This window comes from Actibacterium mucosum KCTC 23349, assembly GCF_000647975.1.
Lineage (GTDB): Bacteria > Pseudomonadota > Alphaproteobacteria > Rhodobacterales > Rhodobacteraceae > Actibacterium > Actibacterium mucosum.
This window is the reverse complement of record NZ_JFKE01000003.1, coordinates 420,890-434,201: the sequence shown is the minus strand read 5'-3', so window position 1 is coordinate 434,201 and position 13,312 is coordinate 420,890. Positions and strand designations below refer to the sequence as shown.

16 protein-coding genes are annotated in these 13,312 nt (G+C 62.8%); 10 read left to right on the top strand and 6 right to left on the bottom strand.

The features are described 5' to 3' along the window. Window positions 1–10 precede the first annotated feature (10 nt). The 7 genes from ACMU_RS08755 to ACMU_RS08725 all read left to right on the top strand — a co-directional run bounded on the left by ACMU_RS08755 (window position 11) and on the right by ACMU_RS08725 (window position 7,453). Window positions 11–1,078, top strand: a complete 1,068-nt coding sequence (locus ACMU_RS08755; protein ID WP_051588222.1) for an aminodeoxychorismate synthase component I — start codon at window positions 11–13, stop codon at window positions 1,076–1,078. Then, window positions 1,039–1,692, top strand: coding sequence for an aminotransferase class IV (locus ACMU_RS08750; RefSeq protein WP_035258464.1), 654 nt, complete (start codon window positions 1,039–1,041; stop codon window positions 1,690–1,692). Before ACMU_RS08755 ends, ACMU_RS08750 begins: the two co-directional genes overlap by 40 nt. A gap of 44 nt (window positions 1,693–1,736) precedes the next feature. After that, window positions 1,737–3,518 carry an aspartate--tRNA ligase gene (gene aspS, locus ACMU_RS08745; protein WP_035258461.1) on the top strand — a complete coding sequence of 594 codons (1,782 nt, stop codon included), beginning with the start codon at window positions 1,737–1,739 and terminating at the stop codon, window positions 3,516–3,518. 1 nt (window position 3,519) lies between these two features. Then, a complete protein-coding gene (locus ACMU_RS18730; RefSeq protein WP_051588191.1) occupies window positions 3,520–4,017 on the top strand; it encodes a DUF1993 family protein in 498 nt (165 codons plus the stop codon). A 95-nt stretch (window positions 4,018–4,112) separates the two neighbouring features. Further along, complete coding sequence (locus ACMU_RS19275) at window positions 4,113–5,489, top strand: DUF1800 domain-containing protein (protein ID WP_035258458.1); 1,377 nt, start codon at window positions 4,113–4,115, stop codon at window positions 5,487–5,489. 3 nt (window positions 5,490–5,492) lie between these two features. Continuing rightward, window positions 5,493–6,674: a DUF1501 domain-containing protein gene (locus tag ACMU_RS19270; protein ID WP_035258455.1), complete on the top strand. Its 1,182-nt coding sequence runs from the start codon at window positions 5,493–5,495 to the stop codon at window positions 6,672–6,674. Between the two features lie 62 nt (window positions 6,675–6,736). After that, complete coding sequence (locus tag ACMU_RS08725) at window positions 6,737–7,453, top strand: GNAT family N-acetyltransferase (RefSeq protein ID WP_035258453.1); 717 nt, start codon at window positions 6,737–6,739, stop codon at window positions 7,451–7,453. 3 nt (window positions 7,454–7,456) lie between these two features. Here ACMU_RS08725 and ACMU_RS08720 read toward each other — a convergent pair whose 3' ends face one another. Then, a complete protein-coding gene (locus ACMU_RS08720) occupies window positions 7,457–8,176 on the bottom strand; it encodes a response regulator (protein WP_152544563.1) in 720 nt (239 codons plus the stop codon). A gap of 148 nt (window positions 8,177–8,324) precedes the next feature. On the opposite strand from ACMU_RS08720, the gene mce reads away from it, so the two are divergent. Further along, a complete protein-coding gene (mce, locus tag ACMU_RS08715; RefSeq protein ID WP_035258451.1) occupies window positions 8,325–8,729 on the top strand; it encodes a methylmalonyl-CoA epimerase in 405 nt (134 codons plus the stop codon). Then, window positions 8,729–9,022, top strand: coding sequence for a DUF1467 family protein (locus ACMU_RS08710; RefSeq protein WP_035258449.1), 294 nt, complete (start codon window positions 8,729–8,731; stop codon window positions 9,020–9,022). Before mce ends, ACMU_RS08710 begins: the two co-directional genes overlap by 1 nt. Here ACMU_RS08710 and ACMU_RS08705 read toward each other — a convergent pair. Genes ACMU_RS08705 through ACMU_RS08695 form a run of 3 tightly spaced genes read right to left on the bottom strand, consistent with a single transcriptional unit; the run spans window position 8,988 to window position 11,218 of the window. Next, window positions 8,988–9,677, bottom strand: coding sequence for an EI24 domain-containing protein (locus tag ACMU_RS08705; RefSeq protein ID WP_035258446.1), 690 nt, complete (start codon window positions 9,675–9,677; stop codon window positions 8,988–8,990). The two genes, ACMU_RS08710 and ACMU_RS08705, sit on opposite strands and share 35 nt — an antisense overlap. Beyond that, on the bottom strand, window positions 9,674–10,252 hold the full coding sequence (locus ACMU_RS08700) for a nitroreductase family protein (protein ID WP_035258862.1): 579 nt from the start codon (window positions 10,250–10,252) through the stop codon (window positions 9,674–9,676). The genes ACMU_RS08705 and ACMU_RS08700 overlap by 4 nt, the downstream gene beginning before the upstream one ends. 60 nt (window positions 10,253–10,312) lie before the next feature. Next, window positions 10,313–11,218 carry a LysR family transcriptional regulator gene (locus ACMU_RS08695; protein ID WP_035258444.1) on the bottom strand — a complete coding sequence of 302 codons (906 nt, stop codon included), beginning with the start codon at window positions 11,216–11,218 and terminating at the stop codon, window positions 10,313–10,315. 118 nt (window positions 11,219–11,336) lie between these two features. Between ACMU_RS08695 and ACMU_RS08690 the strand changes: the two genes are divergently transcribed. Beyond that, entirely contained in the window at window positions 11,337–11,873 is a 537-nt protein-coding gene (locus ACMU_RS08690) for a DUF1330 domain-containing protein (RefSeq protein WP_152544562.1), read from the top strand. Here ACMU_RS08690 and ACMU_RS08685 read toward each other — a convergent pair. Together ACMU_RS08685 and ACMU_RS08680 are read right to left on the bottom strand one after the other, a co-directional pair. Next, entirely contained in the window at window positions 11,870–12,979 is a 1,110-nt protein-coding gene (locus ACMU_RS08685) for a class II histone deacetylase (protein ID WP_035258440.1), read from the bottom strand. The genes ACMU_RS08690 and ACMU_RS08685 overlap by 4 nt on opposite strands. Further along, window positions 12,976–13,218, bottom strand: coding sequence for a hypothetical protein (locus tag ACMU_RS08680; RefSeq protein WP_035258436.1), 243 nt, complete (start codon window positions 13,216–13,218; stop codon window positions 12,976–12,978). Before ACMU_RS08680 ends, ACMU_RS08685 begins: the two co-directional genes overlap by 4 nt. Between the last annotated feature and the right edge of the window lie 94 nt (window positions 13,219–13,312).

Here is a 13,312-nt window from a genome sequence, read left to right as displayed (position 1 = left end):
GCGTTTCGCCATGCCCGATGAAATGATCGTTGCATGGCAGCAAGACGGGGTGGAAACCGCGCTGAGTCGGATTTCGCAGGCGCAACAGGCGGGCAAGTGGCTGGCTGGCTTTGCCAGTTACGAGCTGGGCTATGTGCTGATACCCGGTTTGGCCGACCTGATACCCACCCGGCGAGATACGCCTTTGCTGGCGTTTGGTGTATTCGACGGACCCGAAGCGCGTGCGCCAATTGGCGGACAAGGCAGCCTGCAAGCCCTGCTGCCGCATTGGTCCGCAACACGATACGCACACGCCTTTGCACGCCTACATGATTACATTGGTGCAGGCGACGTCTATCAGGCCAACCTGACCTTCCCATTGTCAGCGCGTTACAACGGCGGGCCAGAGGGCCTTTATGCCGCGTTGGCCGCCACGCAGCCTGTCGATCACGCTGCGTTGGCGGATTTGGGCGCTGGGCCGGTGATCCTGTCCCGCTCGCCCGAGTTGTTCTTTGCCACCGATGCGCAGGGGCGCATCACCACGCGGCCCATGAAAGGCACCGCACCACGCGGCGACACTCCAGTGCAGGATCAGGCCCACCGTAATGCCCTGCAACGCAGCGAAAAAGATCGGGCCGAGAACCTGATGATCGTCGATCTGCTGCGCAACGATGTGTCGCGAATTGCGCAAGTCGGCTCGGTAGAGGTGCCAAAACTGTTTGACGTGGAAACCTACGCAACCGTGCACCAGATGGTCAGCGAGGTTACAGCAGAATTGCTGCCCGGCACCGACCTGCCGGCGATCCTGCGTGCCCTGTTTCCCTGCGGTTCGATCACGGGAGCGCCGAAACGCCGGGCGATGGAAATAATTCGCGAGCTTGAACCCGATCCGCGCGGTATCTATTGCGGCACTCTGGGCTGGATGGGGCCGGATGGTGCTTCTTGCTTCAATGTTGCCATTCGCACGCTGTCGCTCTTTGATGGCGGTGCTGCACGGCTGAACGCTGGTGGTGGGGTCGTTTGGGACAGCACCGCGGCCCGCGAATACGAGGAAGCGCTATGGAAAACACGGTTCGCCCGGACATCCCCGCAGGGTTAGAAATATTCGAGACCATGAGGGCCGATCAGGGCGGCGTAGCCCTGCTGTCGTTGCATCTGGATCGGATGTGCGAAACCTGCCGGGTGCTGGACGTGCCTTTTGACCGGGCGGTTCTGACGCGGGCCGTTTTGGGCGCCGCCGGTGGTACGGCTTCGCGACTGCGGCTGACCCTGCAAACCGATGGTCGCCACCGCGTGGATCGGTTCAACCTGCCACCTGCGCCGGAAGGCTGGCGGTTGGGCCTGGCGGAGGCGCGTGTGGATGCGGGTGAGTTCTGGCGCGGCCACAAGACAAGCCACCGCGCCATCTACGACACCGCGCGCGAGGAAATGCCCGAAGGGATTGACGAGCTGCTGTTTCTGAACACCGCCGGTCATTGCGTCGAAGGGACAATCACGAACCTGTTCGTCGATCCCTGCGACGGTCTCTTGCGCACGCCACCTCTTTCTGCTGGTGCCCTTCCCGGCATCCTGCGCCGCAAGTTGATCGAGGCCCGGGACGCCCGGGTTGCGCCGCTGCGCCTGGTCGATCTGACGTCGGCGCGCCGTGTTTACGTGGGCAATGCCCTGCGCGGCCTGATCCCGGTTTCGCTTGACATTCCGGCCCCCGCATAGGAATCCCGGCCCAACCCATCCGCTGTTCGCGAAGAGAGTTTCACATGCACGCTTATCGCAGCCATACCTGCGCCGATCTGAACAAATCCAATGTCGGTGACACCGTCCGTCTGTCGGGCTGGGTGCACCGTATCCGCGACCATGGCGGCGTGCTGTTCATCGATCTGCGCGACCATTACGGCATCACCCAGGTGATCGCCGATGGCGACAGCCCGGTTTTTGCCGAGCTGGAGAAGGTGCGGTCGGAATGGTGCATTCGCATCGACGGCAACGTTCTGGCCCGCGACGAAAGCCTTGTGAACCCCAATCTGCCCACCGGCGAGATTGAGGTGTTCATCCGCGATCTGGAGGTTCTGGGCGCCGCGGACGAGCTGCCGCTGATCGTCTTTGGCGACCAAGAATACCCCGAGGAAACGCGCCTGCGCTATCGGTACCTGGACCTGCGCCGCGAGGTGATGCAGCAAAGCATGACCCTGCGGTCGGACGTGGTGGCCTCGATCCGCCGGCGTATGTGGGACAAGGGGTTCCGCGAATACCAGACGCCGATCATCACCGCCAGCTCGCCCGAAGGCGCGCGCGACTTTCTGGTGCCGTCGCGCCTGCATCCGGGCAAGTTCTACGCCCTGCCGCAGGCCCCGCAGCAGTTCAAACAGCTGATCATGGCCTCGGGTTTTGACAAGTATTTCCAGATCGCGCCGTGCTTCCGCGACGAAGACCCGCGCGCCGACCGCTCGCCCACCGACTTCTACCAGCTGGATATGGAGATGTCCTTCGTCACCCAGCAGGACGTGTTCGACACGATCGCGCCCGTTCTGGCCGGGATCTTCGAAGAGTTCGGCGGCGACAAAACGGTCGACGCGCCCGCCAACTGGCCGCAGATCTCGTACAAGGACGCCGCCCTTTGGTACGGCACCGACAAGCCCGATCTGCGCAATCCGATCAAGATGCAGGTGGTCAGCGAACATTTTGCCGGGTCCGGCTTTGCCATCTTTGCCAAGCTGCTGGAGCAAGACGGCACCCAGATCCGCGCCATCCCCGCACCTGGTGGTGGCAGCCGAAAATTCTGCGACCGGATGAACAAGTTTGCCCAATCCGAGGGCCTGCCCGGCATGGGCTATATCTTCTGGCGCGAAGGGGTCGACGGCATGGAAGCCGCCGGTCCGCTGGCCAAGAACATTGGCCCCGAGCGCACCGAGGCGATCCGCCAGCAGCTGAACCTTGGCGTCGGCGACGCGGCTTTCTTCCTGGGGGGTAAGCCCAAGGCGTTTGAAGGCGTGGCCGGCAAGGCCCGCACCGTGATCGGGGAAGAGCTGAAGCTGACCGATCCCGACCGGTTCGCTTTTGCCTGGATCGTCGATTTCCCGATCTACGAGGCGGACGAAGAAACCGGCGCGATTGATTTTGAGCACAACCCGTTCTCGATGCCCCAAGGTGGCATGGACACGCTGAACGGTGACCCGCTGGCGGTCAAAGGCTATCAGTATGACCTGGCGTGCAACGGCTATGAGCTGGTTTCGGGCGCGATCCGGAACCACAAGCCCGAGATCATGCTGAAAGCCTTCGAACTGGCCGGCTACGGCGCCGATGAGGTCAAGAACCGCTTTGGTGCGCTGTTCCAGGCCTTCCATTACGGCGCCCCGCCGCACGGGGGCTGCGCCGCCGGGATCGACCGCATCGTGATGCTGCTGGCCGAACAGGCCAACATCCGCGAGGTCATCATGTTCCCGATGAACCAGCGCGCCGAAGACCTGATGATGAACGCCCCCAGCGATCCGGCCAACGAACAACTGCGCGAACTCAGCCTGCGCGTGATCGAACAGGACTAAGATGCAGGCGGCGGCGATCTCGGCCTTCGGGCACTATCTGGATCGCATCGCCCGGCTGCTGGACCGCATCGCGGACGCAGACAATCCGCAAACCTTGCTGACCGCCCGGCCTGCGCCCGGGCGGTTTTGTGCAGCCGAGCAGTTGGGCATCGCCACGGGATTTGCCGCGCGGGGCCTTTGCGCGGTCGCAGGGCGCGAGACGCCGGATATCGGCCTGCCTGCCAACCTGCCCGAACTGCGTGCTGCTCTGGCGACCGTTCGACATGCTATTGGAGGGATCAGCCCGGCGGATCTGTCCAACCGGCCGGTTACGCATTCTGCAGGGCAGGGGACACTGACACAGCCCGCAGACGAATTCCTGCTGCACTATGCGCTGCCCAATATGTTGTTCCACCTGTCGCTGGCTTACGCGGCGCTGGCCTCGGCTGGAATGACGCTGGGCAAGGCAGATTTTGACGGGCTGCACACTTACGCGCCGGGCTTCTCCTTTCCTGACTGATCGGCGGAAAGACGCAAATCACAAAAATCTTGCGACGGAACTCTGCGCGGCCCCCGTATAATGGTCAAACAGGGACCGGAAACGGGGTTTGAGATATGAGTTTTGATCCAACCACGGCGGCTTTGCGATTTGGCACGGGAACAGGGCCTTTGGTGCCTCCACCCGCGGATACCCAAGCTTTGCTGGACGGGCTGAACGCACGCGACACCATGGCACGACGCTTTGAGATCGCATTGTTCAACGACCTTCTGCCCGAGATGCGCGATTACCGGGGACAGCAGCGCCGGCGACAAATGGCCAGTGACGTCAAACGGCAAGGTGAAGACGACCGCCTGAAGGCCATGCGACGTTCCAATCGTCAGGCACAGCTTTCTGCCCTCGGAGCGACCGTGGCACGCTGGGTCGACACCCCCCACGGCTTTCGCGAGCGGCTGGTGGCGTTCTGGGCGGATCATTTTACCGTTGTTGGCAAACTGCCTGCACTGCGCCACGCCGCACCTTCGTATGTCGAAGAGGCGATACGCCCCAATATCACCGGTAAATTCGAAGACCTTTTGATCGCCGCGGTCCCGCACCCGATGATGCTGGTCTACCTGGATCAGTTTCAGTCGGTTGGCCCCGGCTCTCGTGCCGCAAAGGAAGGCGAACGGGGGCTGAACGAAAACCTCGCACGCGAAGTGTTGGAGCTGCACACGTTGGGTGTGGACGGGTCCTACACGCAAAACGACGTCCGGCAACTGGCCGAGCTGTTCACGGGCCTTTCCGCCCGGTATCGCGATGGATTCTTTTTTGCACCGTCCCAGGCTGAACCCGGGGCCGAAACGGTTCTGGGAAAAACCTATGGGGGCGGGCGGCCACGGCTGTCCGACATCCACCAGGTATTGCGCGATCTTGCCCGCCACCCTGACACCGCGCGCCACATAGCACGCAAATTGGCCGTGCATTTCGTGTCGGATGATCCCGATACAGCGCTGGTCGACCATATTGCGGCAGCCTACAGCGCGACGGACGGTGACCTGATGGCCAGCTATGCCGCGCTGTTAGAGCACCCCGCCGCATGGGAAACGATCCCTCAAAAAGTGCGACAGCCTTTTGATTTCCTTGCCGCGGCCATCCGTGCGCTGGGTGTGGATGGCAAACGCGTGGCGCGCCTTTCTCCGCAGGTGGTTCTGCGCGGCTTCGTGCGCCCCATGATCGCGATGGGGCAAACATGGCATCAGCCATCAGGGCCGGACGGCTGGCCCGAACAGGCGGAATACTGGCTGACACCCCAGGCGCTGGCTACCCGGATCGAATGGTCGATGAAAGCGCCGCCGGTATTGCAGCCTGATCTGCCCGATCCACGCCAGTTCGTGAAGGCAACTCTGGGCGAACGGGCCAGCGAGGCCCTGATCTTTGCCGCAGGTGCTGCCGAAACCCGCGCCGCAGGCGTTGCGATGACCCTGATTTCACCCGAGTTTCAACGGAGGTAACCGATGGCCAAGCTTCTTTCCCGCCGTTTTGTTCTTGGCGCGTTGGGCTGTTCGGCGGCTGCTGCGCCGATGCTGACGCCCGTCACCTTGGCCGCCGCGCCGTGGGACACACGCCTTGTCGTGATCATTCTACGCGGGGCGATGGACGGTCTGGACGTGGTGCAGCCCTATGGCGACCGCGACTTTGCCAGCTGGCGTAACACGCTGGCGATTGGCCCGGACAATGGGGCACAAGACCTTGACGGCTTTTTCGCCCTGCATGGTGGCTTGTCTTCCCTGATGCCGCTTTGGACCAAGGGCGAGTTGGGTTTTGCCCACGCGGTTTCCACCCCTTATCGCGACAAGCGCAGCCATTTCGACGGTCAGGACCTGCTGGAGGCCGGCACCGGCTTTGATACGGGCCTGACCGGAGTGCGCGATGGCTGGCTGAACCGGATGCTGCAGGCCGTGCCCGGGGTGCAGGCTGAAACCGCTTTTGCCATAGGGCAGGGCGAGATGCGGGTGTTACGCGGGCCGCTGCCCACCTCCAGCTGGTCGCCCGAGGCACAGTTGGGCCTGACCCCTGCGGCGCGTGACCTGATGGCCCTTGTGACACGCAACGACCCGCTGTTGGGCGGGGCGTTCAACAGCGCGATCGACATCGCCCAAGACCTGCAGGAAACACTTGCCGACCCTGAAACACGTCAGGGCCCCGCACACCAGACTTTGGCGCGCTTTGCCGCTGACCGTCTGCTGGACGAAACCCGTGTAGCCGCGTTTTCGATCAATGGGTGGGACACGCACAACGCACAGGCGCGGACGATTAACGCGCCGCTGGAACGTCTGTCCGACATGATCCTGACATTGAAAGACCGGCTTGGCGATGTCTGGGGCAAGACCATGGTCATGGCGATGACCGAGTTCGGTCGCACCGTCCATGAAAACGGCACCGGCGGCACGGACCATGGTACCGGCGGTGCAATGCTCATGGCGGGCGGTGCGCTTGGCGGTGGACGGGTTTATGGCGCATGGCCCGGTCTTGGGCATGGTGACCTTTACAAGGGCCGAGACCTTATGCCCACCGCCGATGTGCGCGCTTATGCAGGGACCGCGATGAAAGGGTTGTTCGGCCTGAACCGCGACGTAATCGAGGGGGCCGTGTTTCCGGGGCTGGACATGACCGGTGTGCCGCAATTCCTGGCCTGACCCCCCTTTCGTCCCTGCCGCTTTGGTGATTTTATCCAGCCAAGCAGCAGGGGCGAAAAACGATGCCGAACCAACAGAAACTTGGGGCCGTGGTTGACGGTTGGACACCGCCGCCACGTCCCGGGCCAGACCTTTTGCAGGGGCAATATGTGCGCCTCGAACGGCTGAACGCCGCGAGCCACGCTGCCGATCTGTTCAATGCCTTCGCGCCGGGCGGGGATCCGTTGTGGACTTACATGCATGTGGGCCCGTTTCACTCTGCCGCGCAGTTTCATCGCTGGGCCGCGCAGGCGGCTGCAGCGGAAGATCCGTTTTTCTATGCGATCTGCGACACAAAGACGGGCCGCGCCCTGGGTCAGGCGGCCTTGATGCGCATCGATCCGGCCGCCGGCTCGATCGAGGTTGGCTCCATCACCTACGGCCCCGCTTTGCAACAAACGCCTGCCGCAACCGAGGCCATGATGCTGATGATGCAATGGGCGTTTGGGGCGGGCTATCGCCGTTACGAGTGGAAATGCAACGCCCTGAACCTGCCATCGCGCCGCGCGGCGCAGCGGCTGGGTTTCAGCTACGAGGGTGTGTTCCGCCAGGCGATGGTCAGCAAAGGTCGCAACCGCGATACCGCCTGGTTCGCGGTCATCGATTCCGAATGGCCTGCGCTGAAGGCCGCTTACGACGCCTGGCTTGCGCCGTCGAACTTCGCGGCCAACGGCGCTCAGGCAGAACGGCTGAGTGACCTGACGGGGCTGGTGCGCGTCGCAAGCGATCCGGCACTGTAGGCGTCAGATGGGGCGCGCTGCCTCGATCCGCGCATCCAGCATTGTAACCAATTTGGTTCGCGTCGCGTTCGAGACCTTCCCGCGGGCGCGTTGCCGACCAAACTTTTCCACGGTTCGCTGCAGCGGCATATCGCGTGACGCCCGCGCCACGCCACCGATGAACTGCACCACGTAATCCACCGCCGTGTCACCATCGGCCACCGCCAGGATATCCGCGGCGTGCATGATGTCGTCGCGCAGCGCAAATGGGTCCGGTTCGATCTGTTTTTCCTGATCCAACCGGACCTGCGGCAGTTTCATTTCGTCGGGAAGATGCGCCAGCAAGGCGTCCTGAAATGCGCGCAGGCTCAATGCCGGTTTCGTCAGAAAGTCGTCCGCTCCGGCCTCTCTGGCCAAGGCTTCGACGCCATCGTCGCCGCTGGTCCCAAGGATCACGGGGATGCGCGGTTTGGCGGTGCTCAATTCTCGGATCAAGGACAGGCCAGATCCGTCTGGCAGTCCGATATCGATCAGGATCACGGTGGGCAGGTAGGTTTCAAGATGTTTGCGCGCAGAACCCAATGTCTCGGCCCGACGGATTCGGGCGCCCAACCGTTGGCACATCATGCGCACGCCTTCGGATGCGAACCTGCTGTCCTCAACCAGCAACAAAGTCACACCCAACAAGGGGCGTCCGGGGACCCAGCCGCGTCTCAGCATGATGTCCTCCATCTCGTTGGGCATGTGTTCCCTCCTGATTTATCCCTCCAATTCAACGCACAAGCCCTTAAGACTGCGTAAACTTGCGGTCGCGGCCATTCGTCACCCCACTTGCCGCCATTGCCGCGCCGCCGCATAAAGCGGGTCGAGAGCTGTGGGAGAGAGAGAAATCATGATCGGACGTTTGAATCACGTTGCCATCGCCGTGCCGGACCTTGCCGCCGCCTCGGCCCAATATGCAGACACTCTGGGGGCCAAGGTTGGCGCGCCCCAGGATGAGCCCGACCACGGTGTGACCGTGGTGTTCATCGAGCTGCCCAACACCAAGATCGAGCTTCTGTACCCTTTGGGGGATGACAGCCCCATCAACGGCTTCCTCGAAAAGAACCCTGCCGGTGGCATCCACCACATCTGCTATGAGGTGGAAGATATCCTTGCCGCTCGTGACAAGCTGAAAGACAGCGGTGCGCGCGTGCTGGGCAGTGGCGAGCCAAAGATTGGCGCCCACGGCAAACCTGTTTTGTTCCTGCATCCGAAGGATTTTAACGGAACCCTGGTCGAGTTGGAGCAAATCTGATGGGTGTCACCTCGGCCATGGTCCTGTTTGCCGTGATTTGGTTCATGGTGCTGTTCGTTGTTCTGCCTTTGCGCCTGCGCACGCAAGGCGAAGAGGGTGACGTGGTGAAGGGCACCCATGCCAGCGCACCGGCAAATTTTCAGCCACGCCGCACGGCACTGATCGTGACAGGCGTGGCCGCCGTGATCTGGGCCGTGGTTGCAGGCACCATCTGGTCGGGGGTGATCACGATGGATCACCTCGACAAGCTGAACGAGATCACAATCTTGAAACCCGGTGGTAGAGGTGAGTGAACGTCGCCACCCCTAGTATCGGGATCAGCAGGTTGATCACGGGCACGGTCAATGGCACCGCCATCAGCGTGCCGGCGATCCAGACGGTCAGGAAATGCTTGCGGCGCAGCTCGGACGCGCCGCGGCGCCCCAGCCGGCGCATGGCAACCATCTGAAAGTATTCGCGGCCCAGAAGGTAGCCGTTGGCCAGCCAGAACAGCGGCATAAGGGTGCCCAGGCTGATCAGGACCAGAAGGCCGACCAGGATATTCACGCCCAGCATCACGCCCAGAAACCCGATGGAATCGCGCAGGACCTCGCCGAAACCCACCGATGGTGCCGGGGGCAGGCCCGGATAGTGTTTGTCTTCCACCGCTGCGGCGACTTCGTCCAGGAAGAACCCTGTGAACATCGACGCGACCGGCACCATCAGGAAAACCGACATCACCAACATCGCAAGGATCACCGCACCTGACAGGACATTGTCGATCCACGCAACCGTTCCGATCCACGGCAAGGTCACCGTGTCCGGAAGGAACCAGCCCAGCACCGTGACCGCCACGACCGTCGCGGCGAAAAGCAGCGCGAGGGTCAGGCCGATGCCAAGCCACAGAACTTTCTGGAACCGGCCATCTGGCAGCTGAGCAACCGCGCGTTGGAAGTCCGACAGGATCATACGTCACGCCACTCTACGATGGCCGACATATCCGGCCGGGGACGTTCCGGCGGGGTGGCGGTTTCGGTGCCGATATGGATGATCCCGGCGACTTGCTCATCCCGGCTCAGCCCCAGCGCGCCTTCGACGAATGCACGGTCGTGGCTGGCCCAGCCACTGAGCCAGTTCGCCCCCCAACCAGCCGCCAGCGCCGCGTTCAGCAGGGCAAGACAAACCGCACCGGCCGAATAAAGCTGTTCGATCCGCGGAATTTTGGGCGAGGGCACAGGGGCGGCCACAACAACCACAGCCAGCGGGCTGTCGGCGTAGGATTTGGCGGCCTTGGCGATGGCGTCTTCGTCCATATCAAGCGCTCGGCCTCTCGCGATCGCTGCCTCGGCGACACGGGCAAGCGCACCGCGTTCCAGCACAACAAAGCGCCACGGTTCCAACTTGCCGTGGTCCGGCGTACGCGCGGCGGCGGTCAGCAATTCGGTCAGGGCGGCCCGGTCTGGCGCGGGGCCCGCCAGTGTTTTTGCCGGGCGCGAGCGACGGGTCAGCAGGAACTGCAGGGCATCGGGATTGGGTGTTGGCATATTGGAACCTCCGTCCGCATTCATGTCGGCCATTGCGCGCGGGGGTTCAAGGGGTTTCGGTTATTCCTCCGCCATACCGGGCCGTTCGCCCTGCAATAGCGGTGCGTGGCGATGCAAGGCTTCGGTCAGGTAACGCACGCAGGTCCGCACGCGTTCGGTTGTTTTCAGGTCGGGATGGGTCAGGACCCAGCAATCGTAACGCCCGGTGATCTGGGTGCCGGGCACGCGCACCAGCCGGGGATTCGTGTCGCCCAGAAAGCAGGGCAATTCGGCAATTCCCAAACTGGCCTCTGCCGCCGCCATCTGCGCCAGGGGGTCCGGCATCATATGGTGGGCAGGTAAGTGGGCCAGCGGAGTGATCTGTGTCCAGCCGGGGAAGCGATCGGGCACGTTCCATCCGATCCAGCGCGCCGAATCTCCGCTGCGTTCCAAACTTTTGCTGGACAGGTAATCCGGGCTGGCAAAGATGGCATGCGCCGAATGCGGAGCGCGGCGACCAAAAAGGAATGGCTCGGGCGCGGTCTGGAACCGCACCGCCACGTCAGCCCCGTGTCGCGACATGTCGGCCAGATCGTAAGTGGAGGCGATCTCCAGATCGATCTCTGGATAGGCATCAGCAAACGCAACCAGATCAGGCATCAGCAGGTGTTGAACCAGCGGCGGCACCATGGTCACGCGCACCGGGCCAGACAATCGCGCGTCGCGCCCCTGCACCGTGCGTTCCAGCGCCAGCATCTCGGCCTCGACCCGTTTGGCGCGGTCCACGATATCGTCAGCAGCGGCACTTGGTTGCAAGCCGTCCGCCGCGCGGTTGAAGAGCCGTACACCCAGCTGTGCCTCGATCGCCGCAAGCCGTCGCGAGACCGTGGAGTGGCTGCTGCCCAGCTGCCCCGCCGCCCCGCGGATCGAGCCGCTGCGATGCAGGGCGAGGAACACTTTCAGGTCGTCCCAGTTCATATCGCGCATGTGATGTCCATTTCACGGGTGGACCAAAATTGCACCAATGCGGTCCGGTTTGGGTGGATCGTGGTCCGTTTTCGGGCATGTTACCACGTTAATAAATTCAGTCCAGACGGAGTGTCCCATGTCCCAGATCACTATATCCCTCCCTGCCAACGCCTTGTTTGAATTTGCCGTTGGCAAAGCTGTCGAAGGCAAGGAAGAACAGCTTTTTGGTCAGTATTTCCCGCAGGTTGGGCCAATTGTCGGCAGTCATGGCGGCCGCCCGGTCGGCGGGTTCCAGGTGTTGTCCTATCCCGCGGGCAGCGCCGAGGTGGCCTTTGGCGCCTTGTTTCTGTGGCCCAGCCGGGCCGCCTATGACGCGTTGCACGCGGATGAGGCATTCAAAGCAGTAGTGCCTTTGCGCGATGAGGCAATGAGCGTGCTGAATTCCGGCAACTTTTTTGACACGGGCGCCGGGGCCGAGGTAACTCTGGACCCCGCGCAGACCTATGCGATTGTGATGGCAGACCATCCCATCGAAGGCGCGCTGTTGGCGTTACCCGCAGCAACAGATACCCAGGGAAGGGACTTCGCCGGCAAGACCCTGTCGATCCTTCCGGCGGAAACCGCGCCCGAGTGCGACACGCGGTTTGAAATCCGGATGAACCCGCCCGCCTAGACGTCCAGGTGCAGTGCCACCAGATCGTCGATGCGGGCAGAGACAAAGGCGTTGAAACCCGCATCCGGCTGGCGCGCATCGAAGGTTGCGGCCAATGGATCGGCTGCCGCCGTATTGCTGCGCGCCATTTCCTGCACCACCCGATGTGTGCAGAATGGTGCGTAAGTGTCGGAATAGCCGCCCTCATGCGTGGCAACCAGCCGCCCGGAACACAGCTCGTCCGCCGCATCGCGCAGGCGCATGGTCATCTGACCAAACGTTTCGGCAGTGCAGAGCATCCGGCCCAACGGGTCGTTCGCGCCCGCATCCACACCATTGGCGATCACGATCACATCTGGCTGAAAGGCAAGCAATTTGGGCAAAACCAGCCGATCGATTGCCTCCAGGTAACTCACATGCCCCGCGCCCGGGGGCAGGGGGATGTTCACATTGGTACCTGCTCCGGCCCCTTCGCCCCGAACCTCGGCCATGCCGGTGTCCAACGGATAATTCCGGTCCTGATGGATCGAGATGGTCAGAACCTCGGGGCGGTCGATGAAACAGGCCTCGGTCCCGTTGCCGTGGTGCACGTCCCAATCGACCACCGCGATGCGCTCGGCGCGGCCTTCGGCCAGTGCAGCTTCGACCGCCACGGCGATATTGTTGATCAGGCAGAACCCGTTCTGCCAGTCGGGTGTACAGTGATGGCCCGGCGGGCGGCACAGGGCATAGGCGCTGTCCAGCTGCCCCGACAAAACGCGCCGCAGGGCTTCGGTGGCCAATCCGGCTGACAGCGCGGCGATCTCGTATCCACCCGGACCAAAGGGCGCGCGCAGGCCTAACTCGCCGCCATCGCCATCTGACAATGCCTTGAACGCATCCAGCAGGCTGGCCGGGTGCACACGCAACAGCTCGGCCCGGCTGGCCGGAGGTGCGGATTGCACCGCCAGTTCACCGGCCAGACCCGTCACTTGCATCATTGACAGCGCCCGGCGCTTAGCCTCGGGGCCCTCGGGCAACCCGCCCGCCGTCAGGGGCTGAACCAAGCCACCCACCGGCATGGTGCCGGCATAGTTTCCGCCGCCATGCCAGAAACAACGCTCGTCGGTGAAAAACCCCGCGCTCATTTCTTGGACTGAGACGCCAGCTTGTAAACACCTTCCGGCAGGTCCAGCGCTGCGGCCAGCTCGTTCAGCTGCCCAATGGACAGGGTCACCTTTTGCACCCGGTCGGTGCGGGGGTCGTATTGTTCAACTGTCACGCATTCCTCAAAGGCCTGAATGGTGACATCTTCCATCAGATGCGCGCGCCCCTCGTCGACAAGGGTCACCACGGTCGCGTCGAATTCGTGCTCAATGGTAAACATGGGTCTGACCCTAGACCGCCTGCCGCGCACTTGCCAACGGGGAAAAACGGCGGCTTCGGCGCAAAACCGCAATGCACGAGATTGTCACCTGCCG

What these genes read in the sequence shown, in the direction of transcription:
- ACMU_RS08755 (WP_051588222.1), top strand. Translation starts at nt 11, where the DNA reads ATGCCCGATGAAATGATCGTTGCATGGCAGCAAGACGGGGTGGAAACC.
- ACMU_RS08750 (WP_035258464.1), top strand. Translation starts at nt 1,039, where the DNA reads ATGGAAAACACGGTTCGCCCGGACATCCCCGCAGGGTTAGAAATATTC.
- aspS (WP_035258461.1), top strand. Translation starts at nt 1,737, where the DNA reads ATGCACGCTTATCGCAGCCATACCTGCGCCGATCTGAACAAATCCAAT.
- ACMU_RS18730 (WP_051588191.1), top strand. Translation starts at nt 3,520, where the DNA reads ATGCAGGCGGCGGCGATCTCGGCCTTCGGGCACTATCTGGATCGCATC.
- ACMU_RS19275 (WP_035258458.1), top strand. Translation starts at nt 4,113, where the DNA reads ATGAGTTTTGATCCAACCACGGCGGCTTTGCGATTTGGCACGGGAACA.
- ACMU_RS19270 (WP_035258455.1), top strand. Translation starts at nt 5,493, where the DNA reads ATGGCCAAGCTTCTTTCCCGCCGTTTTGTTCTTGGCGCGTTGGGCTGT.
- ACMU_RS08725 (WP_035258453.1), top strand. Translation starts at nt 6,737, where the DNA reads ATGCCGAACCAACAGAAACTTGGGGCCGTGGTTGACGGTTGGACACCG.
- ACMU_RS08720 (WP_152544563.1), bottom strand. Translation starts at nt 8,176, where the DNA reads ATGCCCAACGAGATGGAGGACATCATGCTGAGACGCGGCTGGGTCCCC.
- mce (WP_035258451.1), top strand. Translation starts at nt 8,325, where the DNA reads ATGATCGGACGTTTGAATCACGTTGCCATCGCCGTGCCGGACCTTGCC.
- ACMU_RS08710 (WP_035258449.1), top strand. Translation starts at nt 8,729, where the DNA reads ATGGGTGTCACCTCGGCCATGGTCCTGTTTGCCGTGATTTGGTTCATG.
- ACMU_RS08705 (WP_035258446.1), bottom strand. Translation starts at nt 9,677, where the DNA reads ATGATCCTGTCGGACTTCCAACGCGCGGTTGCTCAGCTGCCAGATGGC.
- ACMU_RS08700 (WP_035258862.1), bottom strand. Translation starts at nt 10,252, where the DNA reads ATGCCAACACCCAATCCCGATGCCCTGCAGTTCCTGCTGACCCGTCGC.
- ACMU_RS08695 (WP_035258444.1), bottom strand. Translation starts at nt 11,218, where the DNA reads ATGCGCGATATGAACTGGGACGACCTGAAAGTGTTCCTCGCCCTGCAT.
- ACMU_RS08690 (WP_152544562.1), top strand. Translation starts at nt 11,337, where the DNA reads ATGTCCCAGATCACTATATCCCTCCCTGCCAACGCCTTGTTTGAATTT.
- ACMU_RS08685 (WP_035258440.1), bottom strand. Translation starts at nt 12,979, where the DNA reads ATGAGCGCGGGGTTTTTCACCGACGAGCGTTGTTTCTGGCATGGCGGC.
- ACMU_RS08680 (WP_035258436.1), bottom strand. Translation starts at nt 13,218, where the DNA reads ATGTTTACCATTGAGCACGAATTCGACGCGACCGTGGTGACCCTTGTC.